The following is a 17750-nucleotide window of genomic DNA, read 5'->3' on the forward strand; positions in this document are numbered from 1 at the left end:
CGCGCGCGACAGACTGCCCGCATGCCCGAGGACACCCCGGCCGCCGGACGTGACCGGCTGCGCGAGCTGCTGGACGCCGTCCTGGACGAGGACAACCGCACGCTGACCGAGATGGCCGGCGACGCCTTCGCCTCACCGTGGCACTTCGCCCGGCAGGTGAGCCGCGGCGCGGGGGAGGCGCCGGTCGCACTGCGCCGCCGGGTGGTGCTGGAGCGCGCGGCCTGGCAGCTGCGCGAGGGCCGCAGCGTCACCGACGTCGCCTTCGCCGCCGGCTACGAGTCGGTGGAGGGCTTCAGCCGCGCGTTCAGCCGGGCCTACGGCTGCTCCCCCGGGCAGGCGGGGACGGCGCCCGGGCGGGACGCGCACTGGCTGCCGGCGCCCAACGGCATCCACTTCCACCCGCCGGCCTCGCTGTGGGTCACCGGCCGGCCGGGGCAGCGCGGTGGCGACGAGGTGACCGCACTGCTCGTGCACCACGACCTCGAGGACACCCGCGCCCTGCTGGAGATCGCGAAGGGCTGTCCGGAGGCGGAGTACCGGCGGGTGCGCGTCCCCGGCCAGCAGGTGCTGCCTTGGGACGGTCCGGAGGAGTCGCTGGCCGCGGTGCTGGAGCACCAGGTCTGGACGACCGAGGTGTGGCTGGCCGCCGTGGAGGGCGCCGACCACCCGGCCCGCGGCCGCGACGACCCGGCGGCCCTGCTGGCCCGGCACGACGCGGCCGCCCCCCGCTGGCTGGCGTTCGTCCGGGAGGTCTCCCGCCGCGGCGCGTGGGGCGACCGGCTGGTCGACGCCCTCTGTGACCCGCCGGAGTCGTTCGTGCTCGGCAGCGTCGTCGCGCACGTGCTCACCTACGGCGCCCACCGCCGGCAGCTGGCCCGGCACTGGTTCCGCGCAGCCGGCCTCGACGTGGACGCCGGCGACCCGATCGACTGGCTGAGCAGGAGGACCTCGTGACCCGCACCGTGTACTACACCGCCACGTCCCTGGACGGCTTCATCGCCACCGCCGACCACTCCCTGGACTGGCTGCTCACCCGGGACAACGACCCGGCCGGGCCGATGGGCTACGACGGCTTCATCGCCGGGGTCGGCGCGGTGGCCATGGGGGCGACCACCTACCGGTGGGTGCGGGAGAACGACCCGGGCTGGGTGCCCGAGCGGCCGACGTGGGTGTTCACCCACCGGGAGCTCGACCTCGTCCCGGGAGCGGACCTGCGGCCCACCGCCGACGACCCGGCCCGGGTGCACGCCGCGATGGTCGAGGCGGCCGCGGGCCGGGACGTGTACGTGGTCGGCGGTGGGGACCTGGCCGGCCAGTTCGCCGACCGCGGCCTGCTCGACGAGGTCGTGGTGGCCATCGCCCCGGTCACCCTCGGCGCCGGCGCCCCACTGCTGCCACGGCGGGTGGAGCTGGCGGTGCAGGAGGTCGACCGCAACGGCGAGTTCGTCGTCGTCCGGTACGCCGTCGTCCGGCCGGCCTGAGCTGCTGACCCACACGAACGACGTCCTGGCCGCCCGGACCGAGCACGACTCTCGCGACCGGCCGGAGAGTGCTCCCTGACACACCCGGGACACCCGCCGTGCCTAGACTCCGCCCGAGGCAGGCCCCGACCGGGCCGCCCGGACACGGTGGCGCCACCGACACCCTGGTGGTCGCGCACCGGGACAGTGGAGAGCTGCGATGCGCGTCGGGGTCGCCCGAGAGGTCAAGAACCGTGAGTACCGGGTCGCGCTGACCCCCTCCGGGGTCACCGAGCTGGTCGCCGCCGGGCACGAGGTGCTGGTCGAGACCGACGCCGGCGCGGGGTCCTCCATCCCGGACGCCGACTACGTCGCCGCCGGCGCGCGGATCGTGCCGACCGCCGACGACGTGTGGGGCGCGGCCGACCTGCTGCTGAAGGTCAAGGAGCCGATCGCCGAGGAGTTCGGCCGGCTGCGGGCCGGGCAGACGCTGTTCACCTACCTGCACCTGGCCGCGTCGCGGGAGTGCACCGACGCGCTGCTGGCCTCGGGCACCACCGCGATCGCCTACGAGACCGTGCAGACCGACGGCGGGGCGCTGCCGCTGCTGGCCCCGATGTCCGAGGTCGCCGGCCGGATGGCCCCGCAGGTGGGCGCGCACACCCTGGAGCGCGCCTCCGGCGGCCGCGGCGTCCTGCTCGGTGGGGTGTCCGGGGTGCATGCGGCCAAGGTCGTCGTCCTGGGTGCGGGGGTGTCGGGGATGAACGCGGCCACCATCGCCCTGGGCATGCAGGCACAGGTGACCGTGCTGGACCGGGACCTGGAGAAGCTGCGCGCCGCCGACCGGCTCTACCGCGGCCACCTGCAGACCGTGGCGTCCAACGCCCTGGAGGTCGAGCGTGCCGTGCTGGACGCCGACCTGGTCATCGGCGCCGTCCTCGTCGCCGGGGCCAAGGCGCCGGTGCTGGTCAGCGATGAGCTGGTGTCCCGGATGAAGCCCGGCTCGGTGCTGGTGGACATCGCCGTGGACCAGGGCGGCTGCTTCGAGTCGACCCGGCCCACCACCCACGACGACCCGACCTTCGGCGTCGCCGACTCCGTCTTCTACTGCGTGGCCAACATGCCCGGCGCGGTGCCGCACACCTCGACCTACGCGCTGACCAACGTCACGCTGCCCTACGTCATGGCGCTGGCCAACCGGGGCACCGCGGCCGCGCTGGCCGCCGACCCGGCGCTGGCCCGCGGGGTCAACGTCGCCGCCGGACGGCTGGTGCACGCCGGGGTGGCGGATGCGCACGCACTGCCGTCGGTGCCGTGGCAGGAGGTCCTGTCCTGACCGGCGCGACCCTGAGCAGTGCGACGTCGGCCGGCCCCGACGTCGCCCGCACCGTCACCGGCTACCTCGACCACCTCACCGTCGAGCGCGGGCTGGCGGCCAACACGATCAGCTCCTACCGCCGGGACCTGCGCCGCTACGCGGAGTTCCTCACCGCCGCCGGGGTGCGCGGGCTCGGCGAGGTGGGGGAGTCCGACGTGGCCGCGTTCCTCGTCGCCCTGCGCACCGGGGACGACGACCACCCACCGCTGTCGGCCACCTCGGCCGCGCGTGCGGTGGTCGCCGTCCGCGGGCTGCACCGGTTCGCCCTGCTCGACGGGCTGATCACCGACGACGTCGCCGCGGAGGTCAAGCCCCCGGCCCCGGCCCGGCGGCTGCCCAAGGCCATCCCGGTCGAGCAGGTGGTGGCGCTGCTGGAGGCCGCCGCCTCCGTCGAGGGCCCCCGCGGGCTGCGCGACCGGGCGCTGCTGGAGCTGTTGTACGGCACCGGCGCCCGCATCTCCGAGGCCGTGGGGCTGGCCGTCGACGACCTGGCGCTGGGCGCGGACCCCAGCACCGCGGCGGTGCGGCTGGCCGGCAAGGGCGGGAAGGAGCGCGTCGTCCCGGTGGGCAGCTACGCCGTCCGGGCCGTGCAGGACTACCTGGTGCGCGCGCGACCGGCGCTGGTGGCCAAGGCCCGCACCGGGGTGCGCGGGGGAGCGCTGTTCCTCAACGCCCGCGGCGGCCCGCTGTCCCGGCAGAGCGCCTGGACGATCCTGCGCGAGGCCGCCGAGCGGGCCGGGATCGGCGCCGAGCTGTCCCCGCACACCCTGCGGCACTCCTTCGCCACCCACCTGCTCGACGGCGGCGCCGACGTCCGCGTCGTGCAGGAGCTGCTCGGCCACGCCTCGGTGACCACCACCCAGGTCTACACGCTGGTCACCGTCGAGCGGCTGCGCGAGGTCTACGCCACCAGCCACCCCCGCGCGCTGCGCTGAGCCCACCGCCGGGCGGGCGGGGCAACTTGTCGACAAGTCGTCCCGCGTTCGGGTCACGGTCACCGCCCACCCTGCCGATGAGGGACGCAGGAGAACGGACCGGCGGCTTCCCCCCGCCGGGGACAGCGTCCTCCTCCCGCGACCGCCAGCCGGCGGACGCGGCAGCGACGGTCCAGGGAAGAGGCAGAAGCGATGTCGACACGAGCCGAGGCGGCGGCGTCCGCCGTCGGGCTCCCGTACGACGGGGGCCTGTCCGGCGGTGCCGAGATGGGTGCCCCGACGAGCCGGGTCGACCCTGCCCGGGCCCGGCAGCGGAAGCTGACCGAGCCCAAGCGCCTGACCTCCCACGGTCCGGCGCAGGTCATCGCCATGTGCAACCAGAAGGGCGGGGTCGGCAAGACGACCTCGACCATCAACCTCGGGGCCGCGCTGGCCGAGCACGGCCGCAAGGTCCTGCTCGTCGACCTGGACCCGCAGGGTGCGCTCTCGGTCGGCCTGGGCATCCCCTCGCAGGGCCTGGACCGCACCATCTACAACGCGCTCATGGAGCCGGCCACCACCCTGGCCGACGTCCGGGTCGCCACCGGCATCCCCGGCCTGGACCTGGTGCCCAGCAACATCGACCTGTCCGCCGCCGAGGTGCAGCTGGTCAGCGAGGTCGCCCGTGAGCAGACCCTGCTGCGGGTGCTGGCGCCGATCCGGGCCGAGTACGACTACGTGCTCATCGACTGCCAGCCCTCCCTGGGGCTGCTGACGGTCAACGCGCTCACCGCCGCCCAGGGCGTGATCATCCCGCTGGAGTGCGAGTTCTTCTCCCTCCGCGGCGTCGCGCTGCTGGTCGACACCATCGACAAGGTCAAGGAGCGGCTCAACCCGTCGCTGGAGATCTCCGGCATCCTCGCCACGATGTACGACACGCGGACCGTGCACTGCCGCGAGGTGTTCAGCCGGGTCGTCGAGGCCTTCGGCGACACCGTGTTCCAGACCGTCATCTCCCGCACCGTGCGCTTCCCGGAGACCACGGTCGCCGGGCAGCCGATCACGCAGTGGGCCCCGACGTCCGGTGGCGCTGCCGCCTACCGCGACCTGGCCAAGGAGGTCCTCGCCCTGTGAACGAGCGAGCGAGTTCACCGATGGGCACAGCACCCGTCACGCCGACGACGAGCGCCAGCGAGGAGGACGCGTGACCCGCCGTCCTGTGCTCCCCGGTGCGTCCGAGCTGTTCCGCCGGACCGACACCCCGGCAACACCGCCGCCGGCCCCGGTCACCGAGCTGCCGAACCTGGCCGCCACGACCTCCTCGCCTGCGCTGCGCGGGTCCTCCGCCGCGCGCGAGGCCGAGGCCGGTGCCCCGCCGCTGACGCTGGTGCCCGACGTCGCCGGTGGTGCCCCGCGCATCGTCGTCGACGAGCTGGCCGCGCACCGGTCCACGCTGCCGGCCGCGCCGGCCCAGCGGACCCGCGGTGCCGCGGACAAGAACCGCACCCGGCACGAGGAGAAGATCACCGTCTACTGCTCGGCCGACGAGCTGCTGGCCCTGGAGACCGCGCGGCTGACCCTGCGCGGGCAGCACGGCGTGGCCGCCGACCGCGGCCGGATCGTCCGCGAGGCGATCAACGTCCTGCTGGCCGACCTCGAGGTGCACGGCGAGGACTCCGTCCTCGTCCGCCGCCTGCGCAAGCACTGAGGACAGGCGGGACCTGTCAGGGGTCCCGCTTAGGCTGGTGCGGTGACGACGGTGGCGGTCCCGGAGGCGGGCACCGGGCGGTTCACCGTCCGGCTGACCAACTTCGAGGGCCCGTTCGACCTGCTGCTGCAGCTGATCGGCAAGCACAAGCTCGACGTCACCGAGATCGCCCTGTCGGTGGTCACCGACGAGTTCATCGCCCACCTGCGCGACCTCTCCGACGAGCTGCACCTGGACCAGGCCAGCGAGTTCCTGGTCGTCGCCGCCACGCTGCTGGACCTCAAGGCCGCCCGGTTGCTGCCCGCCGCCGACGTCGAGGACCCCGACGACCTCGACGTCCTGGAGGCCCGCGACCTGCTGTTCGCCCGGCTGCTGCAGTACCGGGCCTACAAGCAGGCCGCCGCCTTCCTGCGCACCCGCGAGTCCGAGGCCGCCCGCCGGTACGCCCGCGACGCCGGCCTCGAGCCGCAGTTCGCCCAGCTGCTGCCCGAGGTGCTCCTCGGGGTGACGCCCGAGCAGTTCGCCGCCCTGGCGTTCGAGGCGCTCACGCCCAAGCCCCCGCCCACGGTCAGCGTCACCCACCTGCACGCCCCGGCGGTCAGCGTCACCGAGCAGCTGGTCCTCGTCCGCAGCCGGGTCGCCGAGGCCGGGACGGCGACCTTCCGGTCGTTGAGCCGCGACTGCGCGCACACCCTCGAGGTGGTCGCCCGGTTCCTCGCGCTGCTGGAGCTGTACCGCCAGCAGCTGGTGACCTTCGACCAGGCGGTGCCGCTGGGGGAGCTGCACGTGCGCTGGACCGGCCCGGCCCTGGTCGACGGCCGGCTGCCCGCCGACCTGTCGCTGCCCGCGGACCTGGACCTGGACGCGGACCTGCCCGAGGACGATCGATGACCGACGAGCCGGAGGCCCCGCGCCCGTTCTCCTGGGACGCCGTCGTCGCCGAGGTCGCCGCCGGCCTGGCCGAGGGCGAGGAGCGGGGCACCGCCCGGGACCAGGGCTGGGACGCCGTCGCCGCCCGGCTGGCCGCCGAGTTCGGCCGGCCCGAGGCGCGCAGCGACCCCGCCGACGCCCCGTCCTCCCGCGGGCTGGGCCGGGCACCCGCCGATCCGCCGGTGGAGCTGGTCGTCGTCCCCGAGCCGGAGGCGCCGGTCGAGGAGACCGTCGCCGCGGTGCCGGACGAGCTCCCGCTCGACCTCACCCCGCTGGACGACGTCGCACTGCACGGCGGACTGGAGGCGCTGCTGTTCGTCACCGACACCCCGCTGGACGAGCCCTCGCTGGCCGCGGCGCTGCAGGTGCCGGTCCACCGGGTGCGCGCCGCGCTGGTGGCACTGGCCGCCGCGTACGACGAGCGCCGGGCCGGCACCACGCTGCGCCGGGTGGGGGAGGGGTGGCGGCTCTACACCCGGGAGGAGCACGCCGCGGTGGTGGAGCGGCACCTGTTGGAGGGGCAGCGCAGCCGGCTGACCCAGGCGGCGCTGGAGACGCTGGCGGTGATCGCCTACCGGCAGCCGGTCACCCGCGCCCGCATCTCGGCGATCCGCGGGGTCGGGGTGGACGCCGTCGTCCGCACGCTCACCGCCCGCGGGCTGATCCGCGAGGCCGGCGCCGACCCCGACACCGGCGGCGGGCTGTACGTGACCACCCCGCTGTTCCTCGAGCGGCTCGGGCTCACCGGCCTCGACGAGCTGCCCGAGCTCGCCCCGCTGCTGCCCGACACCCGCACCCTGCTCGACGAGCACCCCGACAGCTGACGTCTGCCGACCGGTAGGAGCACCGGCGCGCAGGTGGGAGACTGGAGGGGATGGACACGACTGCAGACGACACTCCCACCACCTCCGGCGGTGAGGGCTGGTCCGAGGACATGGAGCTCGCACCGATCCGCCCCGGTGACGTCGAGGAGCCCCAGCACGACGACGACAGCCCCGGCGAGCGGCTGCAGAAGGTGCTCGCCCGCGCGGGTGTCGGCTCCCGGCGCGTCTCCGAGGACATGATCGACGCCGGCCGGATCAGCGTGAACGGCCAGGTCGTGCGGGTGCAGGGCATGCGCGTGGACCCCGACACCGCGGTCATCGCTGTCGACGGGCGGCGGATCGACATCCGCAACGACAAGGTCACCTACGCGATGAACAAGCCCGTCGGGATCATCACCTCGATGAGCGACGACCGGGGCCGCCCCACCGTCGGGGACATGATCGGCGACCTCGCCGTCGGGCTGACCCACGTGGGCCGCCTCGACCAGGACACCGAGGGCCTGCTGCTGCTCACCACCGACGGCGAGCTCGCCCACCGGCTGGCGCACCCCTCCTACCTGGTGTCCAAGACCTACCTCGCCCAGGTCACCGGCTCGGTGCCGCGCGACCTGCACCGCACGCTGCGCAAGGGCATCGAGCTCGAGGACGGCCCGGTCAAGGTGGACTCCTTCCACGTCGTGGACGCCCACGCCGGCCAGTCGGTCGTCGAGGTGGTCCTGCACGAGGGGCGCAAGCACATCGTCCGCCGGCTGCTGGCCGAGGTCGGGCTGCCCGTCACCCGGCTCACCCGCACCGCCGTCGGCCCGATCGAGCTGGCCCGGATGCGCACCGGCACCATCCGCAAGCTCACCCGCACCGAGGTCGGCGCCCTCCACGAGCTCGTCGGCATGTAGAAGGACCCCCTTGCAGGGCCCCACCGCTCGCGAGCTCGCGGCGGGGCCCTGCAAGGGGGCCGGAACGCACACCGGCCGGCGTCCCCTCTCGGGGACGCCGGCCGGTGTGCGTTGCGGGTGTTGATTACAGGGCGGTGATCTCCACCGGGGTGGTGAGCACGCGGTCGACGCCGACGACGCGGTCCGGGCCGGTGACCCGGACGGTGGTCTCCAACGGCAGGTCGGTGCTCGACGTGCCGACCTTGAGCACCAGGTCGCCGGACTCCACGATGCGGGTCAGCTCCCGGCCGGTGAACGACGTCCGGTCGGCGTGCAGGGTGAACGACACGCGCGCGCCCGCACCCGCGGCCAGCTCGACCCGGGCGAAGCCGGCGAGCTGAGTGACCGGGCGGACCACGCTGGCGACCGGGTCGTGCAGGTAGAGCTGCACGACCTGGGCGCCGTCCCGCTCACCGGTGTTGCGCACCGTCGCGGAGACCGTCACCGAGCCGTCGGTGGCCAGCTCCTCCGTCGCCGCGCCGTCGACACCGGCGACCTGCAGGTCGGCGAGGTCGAAGGTGGTGTACGACAGGCCGTGCCCGAAGGGGAAGGCCGGCGTGGGGTCGGCGGAGCTGATGCCGCTCTGCGCGCCGAGGATCGGGTGCAGGTAGGTGGCCGGCGACCCGCCCGGGGTGGCCGGCACCGAGACCGGCAGCCGACCGGAGGGGTTGACCCGGCCGCTCAGCACACCGGCGACCGCGCCGGCGCCCTCCTCGCCCGGGAAGAACGCCTGGACGATCGCGGCGGCCCGGTCGACGACGGCGCCCAGGGCGTAGGGCCGCCCGGTGAGCAGCACGACCACGACCGGCTTGCCGGTCTCCAGCAGCGCGTCCAGCAGCTCGCCCTGCAGGCCGGGCAGGCGCAGGTCGTCGGCGTCGCAGCCCTCACCGGAGGTGCCGCGGCCGAACAGCCCGGCGACGTCACCGAGGACGGCGAGGACGACGTCGGACTCACCGGCCACCCGCACCGCCTCGTCGATGCCGCTGCGGTCGAGCTCCTGCACCGGGACGCCGCGGGCGGTGGTGACCTCGGCGTCGGGGAACTCGGTGCGCACCGCATCGAGCAGCGTCGGCAGCTCGATGCCCAGCGGCATGTCCGGGTGCTGCACGCCCACGTGGTTGGGGAAGGCGTAGCAGCCCATCAGCGACAGCACCTCGTCGGCGGCGGGGCCGACGACGGCGAGCTTCGCCGGGGCCTGCAGCGGCAGCGCCGAGGTGCGGTTGTCCAGCAGGACGACGGACCGCTCGGCGAGCGTGCGGGCCAGCGCCCGCATGTACGGCGGGTCGAAGTCCAGGGTCTCCGCGCCCTCGCGCAGCACCGCGGGCTCGGGGTCCCAGCCGGCGTCGAGCAGGCCGAGCTCGCCCTTCTGCAGCAGCACCCGCTCCAGCGCGCGGTCGATGACGTCCATGCCGACCTCACCGGAGCGGATGCGCTCCAGCAGCGGCTCGCCGTAGCAGCGCACCGTGGGCAGCTCGACGTCGATGCCGGCCCGCAGCGCCTGCGCGGCGGCGTCACCGGGGGAGGAGGCCACGCCCTGGGTGGTCTCGAGCATGGAGACGGCGAAGTAGTCGGCGACCACGACGCCGTCGAAGCCCAGGGTCTCCCGCAGCAGGCCGGTCATCAGCGCGGGGTCCGCGGCCGGGGGCAGGCCGTCGACGGCGGCGTAGGAGTTCATCACCGAGCGGGCACCGCCCTCGCGCAGCGCGGTCTCGAACGGGGGCAGCACGATGTCGGCGAAGTCGCGGGGGCCCAGCCGCACCGGGGCGTGGTTGCGGCCCGAGCCGGAGCCCGAGTAGCCGGCGAAGTGCTTGAGGGTCGCGACGATGCCCGAGCTCTCCAGCCCGCGGGTGTAGGCCGAGCCCAGGACGGCGACGAGGTAGGGGTCCTCGCTGATGGTCTCCTCGGTGCGGCCCCAGCGGTGGTCGAAGCTCACGTCCAGCACCGGGGACAGGCCCTGGTGCACACCGACGGAGCGCATGAGCTCACCGATGCCGGCGGCCATGGTCTCGACCGAGGCGGTGTCGAAGGAGGCGCCCCAGGCCAGCGGGGTGGGGAAGACGGTGGCCTGCCAGGCGGTGAAGCCGGTCAGGCACTCCTCGTGGGCCACGGCCGGGATGCCGAGGCGGGAGTTGGCGACCAGGTCGCGCTGGGTCTGGGCGAGCACCCGGGCGCCGGTGAGCGGCTCCACCGGGCCGGTGCCGAAGACGCGGGTCAGCTGGCCGAGGCCCGGCTTGGTCAGCTCCTCCCACGGCGGGAGCGGCTCGGAGAACTCGTGCTGGTTGGGGGCCACCTCCTCGCCGTCGGAGATCGTCGTCCAGATGCCGTAGAGCTGGGCGACCTTCTCCTCGAGGGTCATCACGTCCATCAGGGCGCGGACGCGCTCGGGCAGCGGGCGCGCGGGGTCGCTCCACACGTCGGCGGCGGGGGCGCCCGAGTCGAGGTCGGACGGGGACGGTGACGAGGTCACGGGACGGGCTCCTGGGGTCGGTTCGGGCGCCGGAGGAGGCGCTGACTGGTCGCCGGTGTCGGCGCCGGAGGGCAGGGGAGGGGAGGTGGTCATGGGGTCAGCGGCGCGGGGGAGCGGTGGAGGCGCGGGTGACCAGGTGGGTGGCCAGCTCCATGCGCTGGCTGCCGAGCACCCGGCCGTTGACCAGGTCGTGCAGCATCCGCCCGGCCATCCGCCCCATGTCGGCCAGCGGCTGGCACACGGTGGTCAGGGGCGGGGAGGACCAGCGGGCCATCGGCAGGTCGTCGAAGCCGACCACGCTCAGGTCGTCGGGCACGGAGAGCCCGGCCTGGCGGGCGGCCTCCATGACGCCGAAGGCCTGCTCGTCGCTGCCGGCGAAGATCGCCGTCGGCGGGTCGGGCAGGGCCAGCAGCGCCTGCGCCTGGTCGTAGCCGCCCTGGTGGCGGAAGGTGCCGTGCACCACCAGCGTGGGGTCGACCGCGATGCCGGCCCGCTCCAGCGCTGCCCGGTACCCGTCGATGCGGGCCCGGCTGCACAGGTAGGCCTGCGGCCCGCCGACCACGGCGATCCGCCGGTGGCCCAGCTCGACCAGGTGCTCGGTGGCCGCCAGCCCGCCGGCCCAGTTGGTCGCCCCGACACTGGGGACGTCCTGGCCGGGCATGTCGACCGGGTCGATGACGACGACCGGCAGCTTGGACCGGCCCAGCCGGCGCTGGTCGGCCGCGGTGAGCCGGGAGGTGACGACCAGCGCGCCGCGCCGTCCGCCGGCGACCAGGGCCTGCACCCAGTCGACGTCCGACGTACGGGACTGGGAGGAGACCACGACCTCCAGGCCGCTCTCGGTGACCCCGCGGAGGATCTCCACGGCCCAGGGGCTGTCCAGTGCGGTGAAGACGACGTCGACCAGCAGGTCCTCGGCCGGGCGGCGGGTGACCGGCACGTAGTTGTGCGCGTCCAGCAGCTGCTGGACGTGGGCGCGGGTGGCCGGGGCGACGTCGGCCTTGCCGTTGACGACCTTGGACACGGTGGGCAGCGAGACCCCGGCAGCTGCGGCGATGGAGGCCAAGGTCGGTCGGCCCAGCTGGTGCGGTGGCACTGGACGGCCTCCCGGTCCGTTTGCGGTGGCGGCTCGGCACGGAGCCTGCCCCCGGCAGGACCGGTGCGGTCAGGCCGGCGTCGCTGTCGGCGTGACGCGCACGTTATCGAAACTTTCGGTACTTGGATAGCCATCACACCCGGAATCCGGCTGATCTGCGGGCTGACGTGGCGGCGGAGAGGTCACGGTTCGGACACGTCGACGTATGCCTGGCGGGACCGTTGACAGGTGCCGGTGACGTGGCTTACGTTCTCGCAACTGCTCGAAACTTTCGGTTTTCAACGACGAAACAGGAAGGTGGCGGTGGGATGTCCCCCCGGCGTCTGACCAAGGTGGCCGTGTCGGCCACCACCCTTGCTCTGCTCGGCTCGATGGCAGCCTGTGGCTCCGACAACACCGCCGGTGGTTCCGGTGGCGGTGAAGGCGGCGGCACGGCTGACGTGTGGGCCCTGCAGGACACGACCCTCAACCCGATCGAGGAAGCCTCGATCCAGCGCTACAACGACGGCGACGGTCCGGGCTCGGTGAAGCTCTCGACCTTCGGCAACGACCCGTACAAGCAGCGGCTCCGCACGGCGATCAACTCGCCCCAGGCGCCCGACGTCTTCTTCAACTGGGGCGGCGGCTCCCTCAAGGAGTACGTCGACGCCGGCAAGATCGAGGACCTGACCCCGATCCTGGACGCCGACCCCGCGCTGCGCGACGCGTTCCTGCCCAGCGTGCTGGCCGGTGCCGAGATCGACGGAAAGCAGTACGGCCTGCCGATGCGCGGTGTCCAGCCGGTGCTGATGTACGGCAACAAGGAGGTCCTGACGGCCAACGGCATCGACGGGATGCCCGCCACCTGGGACGAGCTCCTCGCCGACGTCGCGACCCTCAAGGCCGCCGGGCTCACCACGCCCATCGCGCTCGCCGGTTCGCAGTCGTGGACCGAGCTCATGTGGGCGGAGTACCTGCTCGACCGCGTCGCCGGCCCGGAGGTCTTCCAGGCCATCCGTGACGGCGAGGGCCAGGGCTGGAACGACCCGGCCGTGCTCGAGGCGATGACCATGCTCAAGCAGCTCATCGACGCCGGCGCGTTCGGCACGGCGAACGACTTCTCCGCGACCGAGTACGACGCGGGTGGCACCACGCAGCTGCTGGCCAACGGCGACGCGGCCTTCCACCTCATGGGCTCCTGGGAGTTCACGAACCAGAAGGGCACCAACCCGGACTTCGTGTCGGCCGGCAACCTGCTCTACGCGCCGTTCCCGGCCGTCGAGGGTGGCGCGGGCGACCCGAGCAACCTGGTCGGCAACGTGTCGAACTTCTACTCGGTGACCAGCGCGTCCCCGAACAAGCAGGCGGCGCTGGAGTACGTCAAGACCCAGCTCAACAACCCCGACTACGTCTCCGAGCTGATCGCGGCCGGCGACGTGATGCCGATCGCGGGGGCCCGCGAGCAGCTGGCCGCCACGGAGGACGGTGACTACCTCACCACCGTCTACGACCTCACGGAGAACGCGAGCAACTTCCAGCTCTCGTGGGACCAGGACCTGAGCGCCGACGAGGCGACCAAGATGCTGACCGAGCTGAGCAACCTGTTCCTGGGTGTGCAGACGCCGGAGGGCTTCGTCGCAGCCATGGCTGGCTGACGCACACCCTCCCGACCGCACCGCTGACTACACAGAGGACCTGATCTTGGCTGTCACGGGACGAGAGCGTCCTTCCGGCTGGTACATGGCACCGGTGTTGACCTTCTTCGGGGTCTTCGCCGTCCTGCCCATGGTGCTGGTCGTCTACCTCAGCTTCACCGACTGGGACGGCTTCGGCTTCCCCTCGCTCTCGGGCGGGGGGAACTGGAGCCGGGCCCTGCAGGACCCCGAGGTGGGGCGCTCACTGGTGCTGACGCTGGTGTTCATGGTCCTCGGCTGGGTCGTCCAGACCCCGATCGCGATGATGATCGGGGTCTGGGCGGCCGGGCGGCAGCGCAACCGTGCCGTCCTCAGCTCGATCTTCTTCCTGCCGGTGCTGCTGTCCACCGCTGCCATCGCGCTGCTGTGGAGCGCCGTGCTCGACGGCAACTTCGGGCTCACCCAGCAGCTGCCCTTCCTGGACCGGTTCAGCTTCCTGGGTGACCAGAGCCTGGTCATCTACACGGTCGCCTGGGTCCTGACCTGGCAGTACGTGCCCTTCCACACGCTGCTGTACCAAAGCGCGGCGCGCGGCATCCCGGTCTCGATCTACGAGGCCGCGACCATCGACGGCGCCGGTCGGTACAAGCAGTTCTTCCGGATCACGCTGCCGCTGCTGCGGTACACGCTGATCACCTCGACCGTGCTGATGCTGGTCGGCTCGGTCACCACGTTCGACACCATCCTGCTGCTCACCAACGGTGGGCCCGGCACGTCGACCCGGATCGCGCCGCTGTACATGTACATCACCGGCTTCGGCGCCTTCGAGTTCGGCTACGCCAGTGCGATCGCGGTCATCCTGCTGGTGCTCGGCGCCGGCCTGTCCCTGGCGGTCACCCGGCTCACCGGCTTCCGCAAGATGTCCAGCCAGCAGGAGGGCTCGTGAGCATCACCCAGTCCGGCACCCCGATGGCCAGGCCGCCGGCCTCCGCCGGCCCCTCCGCCTCGGTCATCGGGCCCAAGCGGCGCAAGGTCGGCCGCGAGAAGCCGAACTACCTGGCCGGAGTGCTGTCGGCGATCTGGCTCGTCCTGGTCGTCGTGCCGCTGTACTTCATGATCAGCAGCAGCTTCCGCACCCGGCAGGACTACCTGCGCGACAACCCGCTGAAACTGCCCTCCAGCCCGACGTTCGAGAACTACCAGTCGGTGTTCACCGGCGGGTTCGGCCGGTACTTCCTCAACAACATCATCGTCACGGTGGGCACGGTCGCCATCGTGGTCGCGCTGGTGGTGCCGGCGGCCTACGCGGTGGCCCGCAACCCCTCGCCGATGGTGCAGCGCGGCTTCTCGCTGATGCTGGTCGGCCTGGCCGTGCCCGCGCAGGCCGTGATCATCCCGGTGTACCTGCTGATCAACCAGATGCAGCTCTACGACACCCTGCTGGCCATCATCCTGCCGACGGCGGCGTTCGCGTTGCCGGTGGCGATGCTGGTGATGACCAACAGCCTGCGCGACATCCCCAACGAGCTCTACGAGGCACAGACCCTCGACGGCGCGGGTGCGCTGCAGACGCTGCGCAACCTCGTCCTGCCGCTGGCGAAGCCGGCGATCACGACGGTGACGGTGTTCACCGCCATGAGCGCCTGGAACGGCTTCCTGTTCCCCCTGGTGCTGACCCAGTCGGCCGAGCAGCGCACGCTGACCCTGGGGCTGCAGACGTTCTCGAGCCAGTTCGGCACCAACGTGCCGGGACTGCTCGCGGCCATCACGCTGTCCCTGCTGCCGATCTTCTTCGTCTACCTCTTCGGACGGCGGTACCTGCTGGGCGGCCTGACGGCCGGTTTCGGCAAGTAGCGTCGCCCGCCCACCCGGCCCGTCGGATCAGCTGATCCGGCGGGCCGGGTGCGTGAGGACGTCCTCCAGCACCTGCAGGGCGGCGCCGCTGGCACCGGCCGCGGGCGGTCCGGGCACGCTGACCACCCGCGGCCGGCGCCAGCGGGCGGAGAGCACTCGCGCGGCCAGGTGCTCCTCCAGTGTCGGGCGCAGCAGGTCGGCCAGTTCCGCGAGGTGCCCGCCCAGCACGACGGTCGGGATGCCGACCACGTTCACCACCCCGGCCAGGGCCACGCCGAGGGCCCAGGCGCTGGCGTCCAGCGCCGCCACCGCGGCCGGCTCGCCGGCCGCCGCCAGCCGGGCGAGGTCACCGGCAGGGGTGTCCAGGGGCAGACCGGCGGCCCGCAGCAGTGCGTGCCGGCCCGCGAAGAGCTCCAGGCACCCGGTCGAGCCGCAGCTGCAGGCCGGACCGTCGGGGTCGACGCACACGTGGCCCACCTCCCCGGCCCACCCGGAGCTGCCGGTGACCCGGCCGCCGAGGACGACCGCGCCGCCGATGCCGATCTGGCCGGAGAGGTACACGAAGTCGCGGTGCGGGCCGGGGCGGCCCGGTGCCTCCTCGGCGACGGTCCGGGCGGCGAGGTCGGCCTCGTTGCCGAGGACGACGTCGAGCCCGGCCGGGAGGTGGCCGGCCAGCAGGGCCGCGGGCCGGAGGTCCGACCAGCCCAGGTTGGGAGCACGCAACAGCACCCCGGCCTCGGCGTCGACCACGCCGGGCAGCGCCAGGCCGGCCCCGACCAGCAGGGAGTCGGAGGGCAGCTCGGTGAGGACGCCGGCGGTCAGCGCACCGAGGGCGGCCAGCGTCTCGGCCGGGTCGCTGCCGCGCAGGTCGCCGGGCTCGACGCGCTCGGCCACCACCCGGCCCCGCAGGTCGACCACCCGGGCGGCGAGCAAGCCGGCGTCGGACTGCAGGCCCAGCGCGGTGAACCGGGCACCGGGCACCAGCGGGGTGGCCGGCCGGCCACGGCGGGGGACCGGCTCGCGCTCCAGCTCGTCCAGCAGCCCGCCGGCAACCAGCTCGTCGGCCAGCCGGGCGGCCGTGGCCCGGGTCATCCCCGTGACGCCGGCGATGTCGGCGCGGGAGAGCGGCCCGGTCGCGGCACACACCGTGCGGAGCACCAGGGCCAGGTTCGTCGTCCGGACGGTGGACTGGCGGGCACTGCTCGGCGCTCCCGCCAGTCGCTGCGTCACCGCTTGAGGTTAGCGGCTCCGTGCCTTATGTTTCAGGGCAGAACAAAAGACCGCCCGGGTGGGCGACACGCTTCGGCCCCCTCACCCGCGCTCCCGGCACCCCCCGCGAGAGGAACTCACTGATGAGCACCCCCCAGGCCACCCCCGAGGACAAGTTCACCTTCGGCCTCTGGACGATCGGCTGGACGGCCCGCGACCCCTTCGGTGACGCCACCCGCGACGCCGTCGACGTGGTCGAGTCCGTGCACAAGCTCGCCGGGATGGGCGCCTACGGCGTCACCTTCCACGACGACGACGTCATCCCCTTCGGCAGCGAGGCCGCGGCCCGCGACAAGGTGATCGCCCGCTTCAAGGGCGCCCTGGAGGAGACCGGCCTCAAGGTCCCCATGGTGACCACCAACCTGTTCACCCACCCGGTGTTCAAGGAGGGCGGGCTCACCGCCAACGACCGCGAGGTCCGCCGCTACGCCATGCGCAAGGTCATGCGCAACATGGACCTCGCCGCCGAGCTGGGTGCCGAGACCTACGTCCTGTGGGGTGGCCGCGAGGGCACCGAGGTCGACACCGCCAAGGACCTCATCGCCGCCCTGGACCGCTACGCCGAGTCCATCGACACCCTGGCCCAGTACTCCGAGGACAAGGGCTACGGCCTGAAGTTCGCCCTGGAGCCCAAGCCGAACGAGCCCCGCGGCGACATCTTCCTGCCCACCGTCGGGCACGCCATCGCCTTCATCTCCAAGCTGCAGCACGCCGACCTGGTCGGGATCAACCCCGAGGTCGGCCACGAGCAGATGGCGAACCTGAACTTCACCCACGGCATCGCCGAGGCGATCTGGCTGGGCAAGCTCTTCCACATCGACCTCAACGGCCAGCACGGGCCCAAGTTCGACCAGGACCTGGTCTTCGGCCACGGCGACCTGCTGCAGGCCTTCAGCACCGTCGACCTGCTGGAGAACGGCGGCCTGAACGGCGGCCCGTCCTACGACGGCCCCCGTCACTTCGACTACAAGCCGCTGCGCACCGAGGACATGGACGGTGTGTGGCGTTCGGCCCAGGCCAACATCACCACCTACCTCCTGCTCAAGGAGCGGGCCGCTGCGTTCCGCGCCGACCCGGAGGTCCAGGAGGCCATGGCCGCGGCCCGCGTCGCCGAGCTGCGCACGCCGACCATCGGTGAGGGTGGCTACCAGGAGCTGCTCGACGACCGCTCGGCGTTCGAGGACTTCGACGCCGACACCGTGGGCAAGCGCGGCGCCGGTGTGGTCCGCCTCGACCAGCTGATGATCGAGCACCTGCTCGGCGCTCGCTGATCAGGTCGGGTCGGGCTCGGGCGAGGAGAGGTCT

General features: G+C 73.3%; 16 protein-coding genes. 13 read left to right on the plus strand and 3 right to left on the minus strand.

Annotated features, from left to right (window positions below; genetic code table 11):
• Nucleotides 1-21 precede the first annotated feature (21 nt).
• From O2W14_RS08060 to O2W14_RS08100, 9 genes are all read left to right on the plus strand, one after another.
• Nucleotides 22-954, plus strand: coding sequence for a helix-turn-helix domain-containing protein (locus tag O2W14_RS08060; RefSeq protein WP_269175563.1), 933 nt, complete (start codon nucleotides 22-24; stop codon nucleotides 952-954).
• Nucleotides 951-1481 carry a dihydrofolate reductase family protein gene (locus O2W14_RS08065; protein WP_269175564.1) on the plus strand — a complete coding sequence of 177 codons (531 nt, stop codon included), beginning with the start codon at nucleotides 951-953 and terminating at the stop codon, nucleotides 1479-1481. The genes O2W14_RS08060 and O2W14_RS08065 overlap by 4 nt, the downstream gene beginning before the upstream one ends.
• 199 nt (nucleotides 1482-1680) lie before the next feature.
• A complete protein-coding gene (gene ald, locus O2W14_RS08070) occupies nucleotides 1681-2796 on the plus strand; it encodes an alanine dehydrogenase (RefSeq protein ID WP_269175565.1) in 1116 nt (371 codons plus the stop codon).
• Complete coding sequence (xerD, locus tag O2W14_RS08075; RefSeq protein WP_269175566.1) at nucleotides 2775-3773, plus strand: site-specific tyrosine recombinase XerD; 999 nt, start codon at nucleotides 2775-2777, stop codon at nucleotides 3771-3773. The genes ald and xerD overlap by 22 nt, the downstream gene beginning before the upstream one ends.
• 192 nt (nucleotides 3774-3965) lie before the next feature.
• Entirely contained in the window at nucleotides 3966-4886 is a 921-nt protein-coding gene (locus O2W14_RS08080) for a ParA family protein (protein WP_269175567.1), read from the plus strand.
• Nucleotides 4887-4956: 70 nt separating this feature from the next.
• On the plus strand, nucleotides 4957-5460 hold the full coding sequence (locus tag O2W14_RS08085) for a hypothetical protein (protein WP_269175568.1): 504 nt from the start codon (nucleotides 4957-4959) through the stop codon (nucleotides 5458-5460).
• A gap of 42 nt (nucleotides 5461-5502) precedes the next feature.
• Nucleotides 5503-6351, plus strand: a complete 849-nt coding sequence (locus O2W14_RS08090; protein ID WP_269175569.1) for a segregation and condensation protein A — start codon at nucleotides 5503-5505, stop codon at nucleotides 6349-6351.
• A complete protein-coding gene (scpB, locus tag O2W14_RS08095; protein WP_269175570.1) occupies nucleotides 6348-7214 on the plus strand; it encodes an SMC-Scp complex subunit ScpB in 867 nt (288 codons plus the stop codon). The genes O2W14_RS08090 and scpB overlap by 4 nt, the downstream gene beginning before the upstream one ends.
• Nucleotides 7215-7264: 50 nt before the next feature.
• Complete coding sequence (locus O2W14_RS08100; protein WP_269175571.1) at nucleotides 7265-8107, plus strand: pseudouridine synthase; 843 nt, start codon at nucleotides 7265-7267, stop codon at nucleotides 8105-8107.
• Nucleotides 8108-8231: 124 nt separating this feature from the next.
• Here the strand turns inward: O2W14_RS08100 and O2W14_RS08105 are convergent, their stop codons facing one another.
• Both O2W14_RS08105 and O2W14_RS08110 read right to left on the minus strand, forming a co-directional pair.
• On the minus strand, nucleotides 8232-10613 hold the full coding sequence (locus tag O2W14_RS08105; RefSeq protein WP_269175572.1) for a glycoside hydrolase family 3 N-terminal domain-containing protein: 2382 nt from the start codon (nucleotides 10611-10613) through the stop codon (nucleotides 8232-8234).
• A 97-nt stretch (nucleotides 10614-10710) separates the two neighbouring features.
• Complete coding sequence (locus O2W14_RS08110; RefSeq protein WP_269175573.1) at nucleotides 10711-11679, minus strand: LacI family DNA-binding transcriptional regulator; 969 nt, start codon at nucleotides 11677-11679, stop codon at nucleotides 10711-10713.
• Between the two features lie 338 nt (nucleotides 11680-12017).
• On the opposite strand from O2W14_RS08110, the gene O2W14_RS08115 reads away from it, so the two are divergent.
• The 3 genes from O2W14_RS08115 to O2W14_RS08125 all read left to right on the plus strand — a co-directional run bounded on the left by O2W14_RS08115 (nucleotide 12018) and on the right by O2W14_RS08125 (nucleotide 15176).
• Nucleotides 12018-13343, plus strand: a complete 1326-nt coding sequence (locus O2W14_RS08115; RefSeq protein ID WP_269175574.1) for an ABC transporter substrate-binding protein — start codon at nucleotides 12018-12020, stop codon at nucleotides 13341-13343.
• Nucleotides 13344-13428: 85 nt separating this feature from the next.
• Nucleotides 13429-14268 carry a carbohydrate ABC transporter permease gene (locus O2W14_RS08120; protein ID WP_269175575.1) on the plus strand — a complete coding sequence of 280 codons (840 nt, stop codon included), beginning with the start codon at nucleotides 13429-13431 and terminating at the stop codon, nucleotides 14266-14268.
• The gene (locus tag O2W14_RS08125; RefSeq protein ID WP_269175576.1) at nucleotides 14265-15176 is read left to right on the plus strand and encodes a carbohydrate ABC transporter permease; all 912 of its coding nucleotides are present in this window, start codon (nucleotides 14265-14267) and stop codon (nucleotides 15174-15176) included. Before O2W14_RS08120 ends, O2W14_RS08125 begins: the two co-directional genes overlap by 4 nt.
• Nucleotides 15177-15203: 27 nt before the next feature.
• On the opposite strand, the gene O2W14_RS08130 is transcribed toward O2W14_RS08125, so the two are convergent.
• Nucleotides 15204-16406, minus strand: a complete 1203-nt coding sequence (locus tag O2W14_RS08130; protein WP_269175577.1) for an ROK family protein — start codon at nucleotides 16404-16406, stop codon at nucleotides 15204-15206.
• A gap of 122 nt (nucleotides 16407-16528) precedes the next feature.
• Between O2W14_RS08130 and xylA the strand changes: the two genes are divergently transcribed.
• Nucleotides 16529-17716 carry a xylose isomerase gene (gene xylA, locus O2W14_RS08135; RefSeq protein ID WP_269175578.1) on the plus strand — a complete coding sequence of 396 codons (1188 nt, stop codon included), beginning with the start codon at nucleotides 16529-16531 and terminating at the stop codon, nucleotides 17714-17716.
• Nucleotides 17717-17750 lie beyond the last annotated feature (34 nt).

Source organism: Modestobacter sp. VKM Ac-2986, from assembly GCF_026967795.1.
Taxonomy (GTDB): Bacteria; Actinomycetota; Actinomycetes; order Mycobacteriales; family Geodermatophilaceae; genus Modestobacter.

Coding starts and splice junctions, on each gene's coding strand:
- O2W14_RS08120 (WP_269175575.1), top strand. CDS start 13,429: ATGGCACCGGTGTTGACCTTCTTCGGGGTCTTCGCCGTCCTGCCCATG.
- O2W14_RS08060 (WP_269175563.1), top strand. CDS start 22: ATGCCCGAGGACACCCCGGCCGCCGGACGTGACCGGCTGCGCGAGCTG.
- xylA (WP_269175578.1), top strand. CDS start 16,529: ATGAGCACCCCCCAGGCCACCCCCGAGGACAAGTTCACCTTCGGCCTC.
- O2W14_RS08100 (WP_269175571.1), top strand. CDS start 7,265: ATGGACACGACTGCAGACGACACTCCCACCACCTCCGGCGGTGAGGGC.
- ald (WP_269175565.1), top strand. CDS start 1,681: ATGCGCGTCGGGGTCGCCCGAGAGGTCAAGAACCGTGAGTACCGGGTC.
- scpB (WP_269175570.1), top strand. CDS start 6,348: ATGACCGACGAGCCGGAGGCCCCGCGCCCGTTCTCCTGGGACGCCGTC.
- O2W14_RS08080 (WP_269175567.1), top strand. CDS start 3,966: ATGTCGACACGAGCCGAGGCGGCGGCGTCCGCCGTCGGGCTCCCGTAC.
- O2W14_RS08115 (WP_269175574.1), top strand. CDS start 12,018: ATGTCCCCCCGGCGTCTGACCAAGGTGGCCGTGTCGGCCACCACCCTT.